Below are 13,316 nucleotides of genomic sequence, written 5' to 3'. Positions count from 1 at the left end.
AGCAGCATGAACGAAGATTTTTTGATGTGGAGGTGAGCATGGGTGCAATAAGTCTCTGGCATTGGGCGATCGTATTCGTCGTTTTCCTGATTTTTTTTGGACGGGGCCGCCTCTCGTCTTTCCTGGGGGATCTTGGGAAAGGAATAGGGATGTTCAGGCGCGAGATCTCGCACGTTAGGAGCAACGGATCGGCTGCCGATCCCGAACAAGCGGACCGAAATTGACTTGGTTCTGCAAACCCGTTTGTCAGATCGTCGTCCATACGTTCAAACTGTTTCTTTGCAATGGGAGGTAATGTTGAAAACTCTTGTGCTCGCACTTGTCATAGCGGTGATGGGGTCAATTGTAGCCAATGCCGCTGAGATTACGATTAAGATAACTATTAACGCTCCAGATGAAGGTACGGCTACAGTTAAGTTGAATACTAGTAAAAATACGTGGAGTGGAACCAACGATTCGGGGGATAAAGTTCTTGGATCTCTCAACGGAGAGTACGTGGTTGCTGAAGCTAATACCTTTCCAGGTTACGGTATGAGGGGTACGGCTTTGGTCAGGAAGGGCGGGAGTGCGAAAAAAGGCGACGACATCGACACTGTGTTGGGGGATTTCATTCCAAGCGAAAATACCAAATCTGGTGAAGCAAAGGCGTTCAAGACTGTTGGCGTCGGTACTTGGCAGCGGCAATAAAACGACGTCTCTCCAGCATTCAAGCAATGCCGTCTTTAGGACAGCATCATTGTCTATCCCGAGGGGGGGCGCTGCCACGCCTCCCAATGGGTTACGTCGTTGGTCGGCTTTTCAGCCTATGAGGTTATCTAGCCGGCTGAATCATTCCGGCCGAAAAAGTCAGGTGCTAATGGGCCAAACCGGCAAATCAAGAACGGCGCCCAATCAAGCTGTTTGGGATAGTCCTTGTCCCCAGTTCCGGATATGGAGGCGGATGCGTTAATGACTAATCGATTGAATTCAGAAAGCGCAGAGCAGCGCTCGCACAAAACGGCCTTCCAGCTAGAGGATAAACGAGTTCAGAGCGAGCAGTTCCTAATGGTCTGGAAGGCGATCTTTGAATACGCTCAGATTGCCATCCGGGCGATCATCTTAGCCAATGGCGCCGGGGCAACGGCGATATTGACTTTCCTTGGTCATACTGTCGACAAAGACGCGGCTCCGGTGAATAAACTCGCCTTAGGGCTTGCTGGCGCAACCTTCGCAATCGGCGTCGCCTTTGGTGTTCTAACGGCTTTTCTTGCTTACCTGAGCCAGTATGACGTTGTCCGCATGGCGATTGCCTCTGGTGGGAAGGTGCCAGTCGGAGCGGCTTCGAAAAGGATCGCAGGAATTGTCCTTGCATTCGTAGCCTTGGCTTTTTTTCTGATTGGGATTGGCTTGGCCATCTATGGTTTCCTTCAGCCACCAAGGCTAAGAAACACACTTTGACCGGAGCTGAATCCGTATTGCGGAGGCATTGCGGGAGACTTTATGTTCGTCCGCGAAGCCGTGGTTGCGAGACGCTACGTGGTCGGCTTGCAAAGTTCAGCAGCCGCGCTTGCATCCTGCTCGATGAAGAGATGGTGAAGCGGCCAAAGCTGACTTTGCCTACACTACGCTGGCGCTGTTCAGAGTGCTCCAGTCCGCTCGAGCGCCTGGTGGCCGCGATGGCAAAAAACTACTGCAACGGCCAGACCAGCATCAGCATCGGAACTGCGACTAGGATGACCAACATCGACAGCGGCAAGCCAAGCCGTGGGTAGTCGCTGAAACGGTAGCCGCCGGGGCTCATAACAAGGGTATTGCATTGGTGGCCGATCGGAGTGAGAAAATCGCAGCCTGCGCCGATCGCCACCGCCATCAGGAAAGCTTCGGGGCGGTAGCCCAGCATTTCGGCGCGGCGGCAATCGGTGCAACGACCAGCACGGTGGCGGCGTTGTTGAGGAATGGTCGTCATCGCCATGGAGACGATCAGGATCAGCGCCAGCGCGCCGACTGGCGGCAGGGTTGTGCCGATATCGGCGAGCCATCCAGCGATGGCGTTGGTGGCACCAGTTCGGCGAAGCGAATCGCTGACCGGAATAAGAGCTGCAAGCATGACTAGGATTGGCCCGTCAATCGCGGCATAGACCTCGCGCAGGGGAACGACGCGGAAAAGCACCATGGCGACAGCGGCTGTGAAGAAGGCAATCGGCACCGGCAGCATGCCACCAGCGGTGGCACCCATCGCCGCCGCCAGTATCAGGACCGGGACGACTCCGCGCCGCGCGCTGCCGAGCAGGATCGGGCGCTCGGCGAGCGGCAGGGCGCCGAGTTCGCGCAAGATCTCAGGCAATCGCTGCGGATTGCCTTGCAGCACGACCACGTCGCCCATCCGCAGCGTCACTGCGCCGAGACGCTCGCTGATGCGCTCGCCTTTGCGGCTGACGGCCAGCAGATTGACATTGAAACGGTCGTAAGCGCCAGCTGTTGCGCGGACCAGCCGATAAGCGAGGAATGTTCGCCCACGACGGCTTCAATGGCGGTGGACGATTCGTTGCCACCGCCGCCGGCCGCCTCGCGGCTGCCGGTGACGCTGAGCTTCGCCTGGGCGACGACGCGGTCGAGCGCCTCCGGCAGGCCTTCGACCAGCATGATGTCGCCCTCGCGCAGCACCGCGTCGGGCAGCGGCATGATACGCTGAGTGCGAGCGCGCAGAATCGACGTGACCACCACTTCTCCGCCGGCATATTTCAGAAGGTCGGCCACGCTCTTGCCGTTGACCAACGAGTCGGCAACGACGCGCGCATCGGTGATATAGCTGTGGCTGTCGAGCGCCTCGTGGATGGAACTAGACTCGCGGGTTCGCACCGGCAACAGCCAGTAGAATAGCGCCAGGAAGACGATGCCGGCTGCCGCCAGTGCCGCACCGACAGGCGTGAAGTCGAACATGGTGAAGGCGGTGCCCGTGATTTCATCGCGGATGCGCGAGACGACAATGTTGGGCGAAGTGCCGATCTGCGTCATCAGCCCGCCGAGCAGCGAGCCGAATGCCATCGGCATCAGGAACACCGAGGGCGAGGTGTTGGATTTGCGGGCGAATTGGAAGGCGATCGGGATCATGATCGCCAGCGCGCCGATGTTCTTGACGAAGGCCGACAGCACGGTGACGACGGCGATCAGAAGGACGAGTTGCGCCCGGATGCCGGTCACGTTTGGCGCGCAGCGCTGGATGGCGAGTTCCATGATGCCGGAGCGCGCGACGCCGGCGCTGACCAGCAGCGCGCTGCCGACGATGATAACGATATCGTCGCTGAAGCCGGAAAACGCCGCGTCATATGGTACGACTCCGGTGGCGAGCGTGGCGATCAGCGCGCCGCAAGCGACGAGATCATAACGGAAACGGCCCCACACGAACGCCGCCATCGTGAGCGCGATGATGGCGAAGGAGAGAACCTGATTGATCTGCATCGGCCGGAAGTTCACTTGTTGCGGCTTGCGATGTCAACGCCTCGTTAAGCGCTTGGTGCAAGTGGAAAGCGCGAGGACGGATGACTTGCGCACTCCGCGCGCTGCCTCGGTCCGGGTAGCGCTCAAACAGCGGCGTCATTTCTTCGGGTGGTTTCAGATAGTGGTCGGCATGGCGCTCGCGCCGGAACCCCAGCTCGTTGATCGTCATGTTGTGGCGAATGGCCGTCACCACGTCCTGCAGGACGCGTCGGCCAGGTTCGTGGAACAGAACGTCGTTCGTCACCACCGTTGGCACCCGCATCTTTGTGGCGATTTTGGAGAGCTCATGCAACCGGACCTGGTCGTAGGACGGCGGCGCAGGGTCAGCGCCAGATAGGCGTGGTCGCCAAAGGCCAGCAACTGCCATGGGCCTCTGCGTGGCTTTCGACGGTCGCGAGTAGCTGTCAGCCACCTTCAGTCACTGTGGCATCGCAGCGCACCGTCCTGCACCATTTTCAATAGTAGCTAAGGAACAAATCCGCTCGGGGGGAGTTCGATCCTAGAAAACTCAGCCCTTTTTTCATCGCAGCAACTGCTCGTCAACATGCACGAGAACTGCGCTGTTATGAGAATGCTCGCGGCGGCGCCAGTTGCTCGGCCGGCCGCGGTTTTCGAGGCAAGCCGTCGGCACCGGCGCGCTGCCCAAGCCTGCAAATGCCCGTGACCCTGACTCGGCGAATGACCGCAATCGGCATCAGAAGGTGGGACAAATTAACCGAAAAACATCGGAAAGCATAGTAACGCAACACAGTCCCACTGTCGAATAAGCCTTTGATATTTCTGACTTTCCAAGCACCCTCCGGGCCCACCAAAACTGTTCAATATCAATTAGTTATGGCCATCTTCGCTTTGAAGTGGGCCAATTCAGATACGCTATGTTCCCGCGCTCAGTTTACGATACTTGATCCATAAGAGGGGAGGGGAGATTATGCCTGCCCTTATGCTCCGTTGTCCTCGTGTTCGTCAGTCAGGTTCTTGCAGCCACATATAGTCCAGGCGTTTCAAGCTGGAAAGGCCGTTGGCGGTGTGTGCGGCAAAAGGCGGTAACGGCGTACGAATGGGATGGTCGCCGCGACCTCGGGAGAATGCGCTGTGACTTCTGCCGAGCCGGAACTATGGCTCGAAGCCGGCCTGGGTCGGCCGCCGCGTGATGACCGCTTTGCGCTGCATGTCGGACGTTAAGATCGGCCCTGCCGCTTCCCGTTAGCCGACACCAACAATCGTGGTTGCGCCAATTACGGACATACAAGTTGGAAATCAGGTGCGTTCGCCAAGCGAACGATCCGCTCAAGTTCGCAAGATTCCGTGGCCGCTAACCTATCGAAATAGTCAGCCTCAAAACCTGTGCACCAAACGTGCAGGGTTCACGGCCTTGGAGAGTTCGGGCTAGAGAACGCTTATTCAGCCGCAGTGGCGGGCGGCATGGTTGCTGGGCACGCGTCACGTAGCCACGCTCGCTAGAACAACTCACGCGCCGCGTGCGCATCCGGGCTATCGTGGAGCTTGCCGACCAGCTTGCCGTGAGGCGCGATAAGTTCACGCGCTTTCTCGACATCTCCACGGCTTCGAAGACAGCGAGCGAGTTCCACAGCGATACGCAGTTGGCCAATCGCGGAACGCTGCAAGGTAGCGACGTTCGCAGCCTCGTGGAGCATCTTCTCGATCTCGTCAGGTCCGCCACCGCTCCTTTCGCGGATACAGGCTTCGATCCTAAGTACTTCGGCGAGCTGGAAATAGGTTCCGTTGTAGCGGCCGAGCTCGAGGGCAGCTTCAACCGACTTGCGAGCGCTGTCCAGCCTGCCGCTGTCGCCAAGCGCTTCGGCGTAAAGGCCTATCAGATAGGGCAGCCCCATTTCAGCGCCGGTCCGGCGAATGGCAGATATAGCTTCCTCCATGCCGCGCAGGCCAGCCTCCTGTTCCCCAAGCCGGAATTGCCCCCATCCAACCTGGAACGCGGCTTGGCCGATAAGGAGCGGCAACTGGGACTTCTCTGCTATCTGCAGCTCGCTTTCCGCCGCCCGAAGCGCGGCCGCAGGCTCACCCGCGAACATATGGAGGTAGCTGGTCCCCCAATACGCAAGTGCCATGCTCAGCGGATGCTCGAAACGTCCGGCGAGTCCGATTGCGTCTTCGCACCGTAGCCTTGCCTTATCCGGCTCGCCGGCCAGCCAGGCTGACAATCCCGCGAAGCAGCGGCAGCAGACGCCCGGGTCATGACCGGAGTATTTGTACGTCAGATAGTGATCGCGGTCGGGGTCGTAGAGGCCGATGGCGCGTTCCGCATGGCCATGGGCCGCCGCCGTCTCCCCAAGGAAGAAATTGTTGGTCCAGAACATGTGCTCGGTTTCGATCGCGAGACCGGGGTCGCTGTCGTCCTTAACCATGCCAGCCCATCGGCAGGCCAGTTCCTGCGCGGCTGCCGGCTTACCGCTAAGCATGTAGTATTGGGCTCTCCCGCGCAGCGCCGTGAACAGACGCGCCTGGTCGCCGATCTTGCCGCAAAGTTCCTCGGCACGCTCGAATGCGGCGAGCACTTCGGTCGCACCCCAACCACGAGCCGCCATGAGGGCCACGCCCCTCGCGAGCTGGAACTCGATCTCTTGCTCATCGGCGTCGGCGACATCGTTGCTCCTCAGCAGCCTGAGCCCAAGGTCCAGCTGCTCAAGTGCACTGACGTGCGCCGACCGCCTGATCGCCTTGCGAGCCGAGATCAGAAGATAGCCGACGGCTTCGTCCCAAAGGTGAGCCTGTTGCGCGTGTCTGGCCAGGCGTTCGCTGTGCTCCTCAAGCCGGTCCGCGTAATGGGCCTTCAGTTCGGCAAGCGCAGTCCTGTGGAGCTCGATGAGCGCCGACGATACGATACGTCCTGACACAGCAGTTCGGATGAGGACGTGCTTGAAGCGGACGAAAGCCTCGGGAAAAACCTGAAGCTCCACCAGGAGATCGGCCTTCTTCAAATTCTGGAGGGCGGCATCGAAGCGCAGGCTCGACAGCGCCGCCATCGTTCGTAGCAAGGGCACCGGAATCTCTCCGCCGAAGATCGAGGCGACCTCGGCCACCCGCTTCGCGTCCTTGTCGAGACGTTCGAAGCGAGCGTCGACGATCGTCTGGATACTCGCCGAAACGACGATCTCGTCGACCTCGCCAGAAGGCCGGTAGCGGCCCGGCTCCCCTTCCAGCTTGCCGGTCTCGGCGAGGGCGTGGACGGTCTCTTCCAGGAACAATGCATTGCCCTTGCACGCATCCGAGACCGCGCCGCGGAGCCGCTCGAGCTCAGGGTCCCTGCCAACCAGGTAGTCAAGAAATGCTGCTGCTTCGGCCGCATTGAAGGCCGGCAGGCGGATTTCGGAAGGTCCTGCGGCGGCGAAGGCACCGCGATCGTATTCGGGCCGACAGGTCAGGATAAGCAGGCAGCGGACAGTGGGCAGTGCCTGCGCCAGCCGCACCAGGACCCCCTCACTCTCGGCGTCTATCCAATGAAGGTCCTCGACCAGGAGAACGACGGGCTTCCTGCGGCCAAGGAAGAGCAGAAGCCCAACCGCTGCTTCCTGCATGCGCCGGGATCGCTCCTGGCCAGAAATGATAGCCCAGTTCGGATCCTGAACGGGCAGCTCCATGACTGCCATGATCGGATCGAGGAGCCGCTCATCGAAGCCCTGCGCGCTTTGCGCGGCCAGCACCTTGTCGATAGCGATTGCCGGGGCTTCGGTGTCGCCCACGCCGAACAGAGCCTGCGGCAATTTCCGAATAACTACGAAGCCGCTGCGCAGGTCCGTTTCGAGCGCGCCGACCTCCAGATTCTCAGCGTCATCGTGAGGGATGGCGCCAACGAATTCATGCGTGACACGCGACTTGCCGTGACCGGGATCGCCGACCACGAAAACCGTCTGACCTTCGCCGTCGAATACGTCATGCCAGGCCTTGTTCAGAATCTGCAGCTGCATCTCGCGGCCGACGAAAGGCGACAGCTGCGTTTCGGCGCGCAACTGCCAGCGCGAGCGGCCCCGCCTGATCTCGCTCACTTCAAAGAGCCGCTGGTTCTTCGGGTATTCCGACAGAAGTGGCGCTGCCAGCGCTTCCATGCTGACGAAGCCGCCAGCCGATGCCCGGGTCCTGGCGGTTGCCACCACGAGATCGCGCCCCAACGCCTGGCACAGCGTATGGGCCACGGACACCGGCCCGCCGCGCACCTCCAAAGCCCGGTCACGTGCCGGGCCGACGATGACGATGCCTGTGTCCAGGGCAGCACGAACTCCGGTCATCCAATCGCCGTGGCGCAGCGCGAGCTCGCGCAACGCGAGTGCGGTCCGGCAGGCAAGCGCTGCATGTCCTTCGAGCGGCTCGGGCGCGCCGAACGACGCGACCAGCTCGTTCTCAGAAATCGCCAGAACCGTTCCTCCGTTGTCGCCCACGAGTGCGGTGGCCTGCGTGAGGAAAGGATCGACCCGCTCCAGCGCGACGTCGGCAGGCAGGCTCTCCATCACCGGTTCGGCGTATTGGAAATCGGCGCACAGGATCGTTGCCTGTCGCCGGGTCCTCGGGTCGACCGCAACGACCGTTTGCGCCTGAAGCGCCTCGTTGGCAAATGCCGACGCCTCGATAATGAAGTTGCGGAACGCGGGTTCCTCGGCAAGCAGGATGTGATTGGCGCTTTCCAGTTCGACGAAGCGGGCACCGGTTATCGATCTGGCGAGCTCCAAACCTTCCGAGAAAGGCGCGACCCGGTCGCCGTTGGCATGCAGGACGAGCGCTGGCACATGCAGCCGTTCAAGCGATCGCGATATGTCAACGTCGGCAAAGGCAAAGCTCAACCGCAACGCATTTTCGGGCGAGAGCGTCCGGCGCTGCAACTCGTTGAACCAATCCATCTGCACGCGATTGGCGCCCGCCTTGAACAGCAGGTCGTAGACCGCCGCCTTGTTCTGGAAGGCGATGTCGGCGACCTCGGCGGGGAGCGTGAATACGACGTGGAAGTATCCGACCGGCAGCAGGTCGGCCTCTCGCTTGGCGAGCCATGTCCGCGCGGCCGCGCCCTGGCACTTGGGACAATGCCGGTTGCGGCAGGAATTGTAGGCGATGCGCCACTCGCCGCGGTCCTCGCAGGCTTCGACATGCCCGCCTAGGGCCGCGGTGCGACATTGCTCGATCGCCGACATTGACCTTGAGTTGCTGCAGGCTCAGATGACCCGCATAGACGGCCCGATAGGCGGGCCCGGCGGCACGGAAGATGTCGGCGACCTCGACAGAGGTGCGCACGGCTCAGCCGTCGGGCGAGATCTCTCCCGGCTTGAACAGGCCGAGCTTGTCGAGCGGGCTCGTCACCGTTCGCACCGTGCGGGTCGCGACCTTGGTATAGAAGGCGGTGTTGTTCAGCTTGGCGTGCCCGAGCAGGACCTGGATGATCCGGATGTCGGTGCCGTCTTCCAGCAGGTGGGTGGCGAAGCTATGGCGCAGCGTGTGTGGCCCGACCGGCTTGGCGATGTCGGCGGCCTGGGCCGCCTCGACGACCACGCGATAGAGCTGCCGCGTGCTGATCGGCTTCATCGGATGCTGCCCCGGAAACAGCCAGCCATCGCGGTGCATCACGCCCTGCTGCCGCCCGACCTTCCACCACTGGCGCAGCAGCGCGAGCAGGTCCTCGCCCGCCTTTGCCGCGCTCGACGCGCAGCAGCATGCGCTCGCTGTCGACGTCGGCAACCTTCAGCATCGAGACCTCGGCGACGCGCAGGCCCGCGCCATAGGCGACCGAGAGCGCGGCCTGCTGCTTGAGGCAGGTGGTGGCGTTGAGCAGCCGGGCAACCTCGTCGCGGCTCAGGACCATGGGCAGCTTGCGCGGATGCGCCAGACGAACGAGCTTGCGCGCCAGATCGGGACGATCAACCGTATGCGTGAAGAAGAAGCGCAGCGCCGACACGATGCTGTTCATGGTCGGCACGGGAACGCCGTCGTCCTGTTGCCTGATCTGGAACCGGCGCAAGTCGTCGGTGGTTGCTGTGTCTGGTGATCGCCCAAGGAATGTCGCCAGGCGTCCGATGTCGCGAAGATAGTTGCGTTGCGTCTCCCGGGAGAAACGCCGCATGTTCATGTCGTCGATCAGCCGCTGGCGCAACGGGCTGATCGAAGCTTCGAGAACTGGATGAGGCATGGTCAGGCTCCTTGTTGAAGAAGCCTGTGATGCTCTGCCGCTGCCGAACCCCGCTCAACGCAGGCGCAACGACCGGTTCTTGATCTCTACCTCAACCGCGGGCGCCCTCCCGCGCAGCGGGTTCGTTCCTCGGCCCCAAAGCGGACGTGAAGAGGTAGGCGCACCCCAGCCTGCCATTTGGATGGCCAGCTTAAGAGCCAAGTCGTCATCAAACACTCTCCGGGCTGTACATATCGAATGGAAACGTGATCCTAAATACCCCGTTATCAGGACCTGCGTTCTTCGCTTTCACCAGAGTTGCAATAGTCTCTGATGCAAAACGCTCTATGGGGTGTGACAGGATCAGCGAAATCGTACCGTCTATCAAAGCAGCCCGCGTATCTTCAAAGAGTTCATAGCCGACGGTAACGAAGTCTTCCCGTTTTGGAGTAGCCCTGAGTGCGGCTATCGCACCTGTAACACCACCCCCTGAGATGAATAGTCCGCACATATCCGGATGGTCTGTCAGCAGCTTTTCGACATGTTCACGGGCAACCACGGCTGACTCGTAAGTTGGCAACGGTTCGAGCAGCGTGAATCCCGAATTATGTTCACGGAAGTAAGAACGAAACCCGCTTTCGTTCATTTCCTGGTTTCGCAATCGGTGGCTGCCCACAAGAATGCCTATTTTCCCCGGCTGTCTCACCATGCGGTCAAACGCCCAGGCAGCGGTGCGTCCTACTTTCCAATTATCGAGCCCCACAAAGCTGATGCCTCCCTTGGCCGTGAGGGGGCCGATAAGTGAAACGACCGGCACGCCGCTTTCAAGAACTGCGTCAATCGCGTCAGCAACGGCAGGATGCTGCGGCGCTACAATCGCAAGTGCTTCGCACCGCCCGCCGAGCGACTGAATATGTGCCGCGACTTTCTCCGGCGTGAGGTCTTCCATATACTCGACCGTTAGATCGATATTGCAGGCAGGATAAGCTTCCGCAGCTTGCGCAATTGAATCGCCGAGTAGGCGATAGAAGCGTCTCTCCCGTCGCTGCAGCAAAACCCCGACACGGTGGATCACCTCTTGTGCCTTCGCCGCCTGCTTGATGGTGCCAAGTCCGTAGAAGCCGATTTCCTCAGCGGCTGCCAAAACGCGTGTGCGCGTATTGCTCCGGACCGATTCGGGCTCGGACAGTACTCGATTGACCGTTGACACGGATACACCTGCAGCTTTTGCCAAGTCTGGAATGGTTGGTCTCTTCATGTCAAAAAATTCCATTACTCTGGCTTCGGCATCTCAAAAAATATCATCCATACAAATTTTCGAAATGATTTGAGACGAAGTTCTGAAGCGATAGTAATCCAGATTGACCTGAACGATGTCAACGTAGCATTCATTACGCGTTGACAGTGCTCAGCGATCTAGGAGCCGTCAGCGCCTTGGGGGAGGCCCAGCGCACAATTTGGACGAGGAGGCTCAACGTCGTTGTGTTGAGATCGCGGACCTGCGCGTGCCTACCGGGATCGGCCACACGGCCAAAAAAGGCAAAAAAGTATGTCGAGCCGCAGCCATGCGGCTTTAACCTGAGGAGGAATTCGACATGTCGTTCACCAAGAAAATCGCTACCGCAGCCATGGCATTCATGCTGGCATCCAGCGCTCATGCGGGTGACACGGATATCGCCGTCATCGTGGGTTCGGCCCAAGATGGCTTCTGGAACATGGTCAAGAAGGGCGTCGATGATGCTTCGCTGATGGTCAAGGCTAATGGCGGCACCGTCAATTTCATGCAGACCCAAAACTATGACAACTTCGGCCCGGACCTCGCTTCGCTAATCGAACAGGCTGTAGCCCAGGGCGCTAAAGGTATTGCTATCCCAAACTGGCTGCCAGAATCCGAAACCCCTGCCCTTAAGGCTGCGCGGGACAAGGGCGTGGTGATCATCTCCTTCAACGCTGGCCACAGTGAGATGGATAATTACGGCTCGCTAAACTATTTCGGGTCGGACGAATATCTGGCAGGTGTTGAGGGTGGCAAGTATCTCGCTTCTCATGGTGCAAAGAAAATCCTCTGCCACATCCAGAACCCAGGTGCCGTAAATCTCGAGACCCGCTGCAAGGGCGTTCAAGACGGTGCGAAGAAGGCTGGCGCAGACACCTTCATCCTCCGTGTTCCTGCTAACCTTGACCAGGACATGAATGGTACCTCTGAAGCAATCAAATCCGAGCTGATCGCGGATCCGTCCATTGACGCCGTCATCACGCTCGCTGCATGGGCTGCAGATGCTGCCGCTAGCTCCATCGATCAGCAGAGCAAGACCGGCAAGATTGAGCTTGGCACCTTTGATATGTCGGCCTCGGTTCTGGATCGCATTTCAAAGGGCACCCAGACCTTCGCAATCGACCAGCAGCCTTATCTGCAGGGGTTCCTCGCAACCTCCATGCTGTTTGCAAACCTGAAGTTCGGCACTGCGATTGCGACGAAGCCGGTTCTGACTGGTCCCGCGATTGTCGACAAAACCAATGTTGCTTCGGCAATCGAAGGCGTCAAACTCGGCGCACGTTGAGGCTGGCCCGAGGCTGAGACCTGGCCGCTAACCTGGCCGGGTCTCATCCATGCTCCCTCTATGCAACTTCGTCTGCGGCAACTGAGGATTTTGCTTCCATGACCGCCACAAACCTAAGCACCAACACCGTTGAAACACCCGCCATCGAGAGTGAATCGGCCGTTTCATCCATCAAGGCCTTTTTTCGCACCCCTGCCGCTGGTGCTTTCATGGGTTTCGTGGCTGTATTCATCCTTTTTGCGATGTTCGGATATAGCCGCAACTTTTTGTCCGTGGCTGGTGTAACTACGTGGGTGAACTTCGCGTCACTCATAGGAATGATTGCAATTCCGGTCGGGTTCCTGATGATTGCCGGTGAACTCGATATTTCAACCGGTGCGGTACTTCCCGCCTCCACGATGACAGTTGCTATTGTCTGCGAGCACTATCAGATGCCTGTGCTTGTCGGTGTAGCTGCAGCGCTTGCCATCGGTGCACTGATCGGCTTCATCAATGGATACATCGTAACCCACACGCGCGTGCCGTCGTTCATCGTGACGTTGGCGACGCTCTTTGCAGTGGCAGGCCTCACGCTCTACCTGTCGATCTTCTTCATCAACAACACCAATTCCTTCTATCATGCGCCAGATTGGGCTAAATCGCTCTTCGGCGGGAAGGTGTATGGCTTCAATTCTTCCGTCTTCTGGTGGGGTGGGCTTGTCGCAGCATTCGTCTTCTTTCTGCATTACTCTCCCAAGGGAAGCTGGGTCTTTGCTCTTGGTGGAGACCAAGAAAGCGCGAGAAACGCAGGTATTCCTGTAACCAGGATGAAGATTGCACTCTTCATGCTGTGTTCCATGTCGGCGACCTTTGCTGGCGTCCTTCAGGTGATGACATTCAGCTCCGCAACGTCTCAGGCCAATTTTGGCCTAATCTTCAACACCATTATCGCCGTGGTCGTAGGTGGCGTTCTCCTCACGGGTGGTTTTGGTACTGTAATGGGCATTGTCTTCGGGGTGCTCACCCTTTCCATTGTTACCCAAGCTATTGGTTTCACAGAGATCGACAGAAACCTGTCTTTCCTAATTATCGGTGTCATGCTTTTGATCGCTGTCCTGCTCAATGACACGTTTCGTCATTTGGCCACCAGCTGGTCGACGTTCAAGAAGAAATAG

General features: G+C 59.2%; 7 protein-coding genes and 4 pseudogenes. 5 read left to right on the top strand and 6 right to left on the bottom strand.

The annotated features are described in order from the left end of the window. Positions 1 to 38 precede the first annotated feature (38 nt). The 3 genes from NKI18_RS27970 (at position 39) to NKI18_RS27960 (ending at position 1,437) form a co-directional block, all read left to right on the top strand. Complete coding sequence (locus NKI18_RS27970; protein WP_353021293.1) at positions 39 to 224, top strand: twin-arginine translocase TatA/TatE family subunit; 186 nt, start codon at positions 39 to 41, stop codon at positions 222 to 224. 1 nt (position 225) lies between these two features. Continuing rightward, the gene (locus tag NKI18_RS27965) at positions 226 to 687 is read left to right on the top strand and encodes a hypothetical protein (RefSeq protein WP_353021290.1); all 462 of its coding nucleotides are present in this window, start codon (positions 226 to 228) and stop codon (positions 685 to 687) included. A 261-nt stretch (positions 688 to 948) separates the two neighbouring features. Then, positions 949 to 1,437, top strand: a complete 489-nt coding sequence (locus NKI18_RS27960; protein WP_353021287.1) for a hypothetical protein — start codon at positions 949 to 951, stop codon at positions 1,435 to 1,437. 229 nt (positions 1,438 to 1,666) lie between these two features. Here the strand turns inward: NKI18_RS27960 and NKI18_RS27955 are convergent. The 6 genes and pseudogenes from NKI18_RS27955 to NKI18_RS27930 all read right to left on the bottom strand — a co-directional run bounded on the left by NKI18_RS27955 (position 1,667) and on the right by NKI18_RS27930 (position 10,874). Beyond that, positions 1,667 to 3,438 (bottom strand): annotated as a pseudogene (locus NKI18_RS27955) (SLC13 family permease). A gap of 52 nt (positions 3,439 to 3,490) precedes the next feature. Next, positions 3,491 to 3,828: pseudogene (locus NKI18_RS27950) on the bottom strand (PHP domain-containing protein); the annotation flags it as partial. A gap of 1,106 nt (positions 3,829 to 4,934) precedes the next feature. Next, positions 4,935 to 8,345 (bottom strand): AAA family ATPase, encoded by a 3,411-nt coding sequence (locus NKI18_RS27945; RefSeq protein ID WP_352975987.1) that lies wholly within the window; start codon positions 8,343 to 8,345, stop codon positions 4,935 to 4,937. A 9-nt stretch (positions 8,346 to 8,354) separates the two neighbouring features. After that, a pseudogene (locus tag NKI18_RS27940) lies at positions 8,355 to 8,733 on the bottom strand (IS91 family transposase); the annotation flags it as partial. 3 nt (positions 8,734 to 8,736) lie between these two features. Then, a pseudogene (locus NKI18_RS27935) lies at positions 8,737 to 9,622 on the bottom strand (site-specific integrase). A 208-nt stretch (positions 9,623 to 9,830) separates the two neighbouring features. Further along, entirely contained in the window at positions 9,831 to 10,874 is a 1,044-nt protein-coding gene (locus tag NKI18_RS27930; protein ID WP_353021284.1) for a LacI family DNA-binding transcriptional regulator, read from the bottom strand. Positions 10,875 to 11,196: 322 nt separating this feature from the next. On the opposite strand from NKI18_RS27930, the gene NKI18_RS27925 reads away from it, so the two are divergent. Both NKI18_RS27925 and NKI18_RS27920 read left to right on the top strand, forming a co-directional pair. After that, the gene (locus NKI18_RS27925) at positions 11,197 to 12,162 is read left to right on the top strand and encodes a substrate-binding domain-containing protein (RefSeq protein ID WP_352975949.1); all 966 of its coding nucleotides are present in this window, start codon (positions 11,197 to 11,199) and stop codon (positions 12,160 to 12,162) included. A gap of 98 nt (positions 12,163 to 12,260) precedes the next feature. Next, on the top strand, positions 12,261 to 13,316 hold the full coding sequence (locus NKI18_RS27920; protein ID WP_352975947.1) for an ABC transporter permease: 1,056 nt from the start codon (positions 12,261 to 12,263) through the stop codon (positions 13,314 to 13,316).

This window comes from Mesorhizobium sp. M0800, assembly GCF_040320095.1.
Lineage (GTDB): Bacteria > Pseudomonadota > Alphaproteobacteria > Rhizobiales > Rhizobiaceae > Mesorhizobium.
The sequence above is the reverse complement of the archived record's forward strand: the minus strand, read 5'-3'. Positions and strand labels throughout refer to the sequence as shown.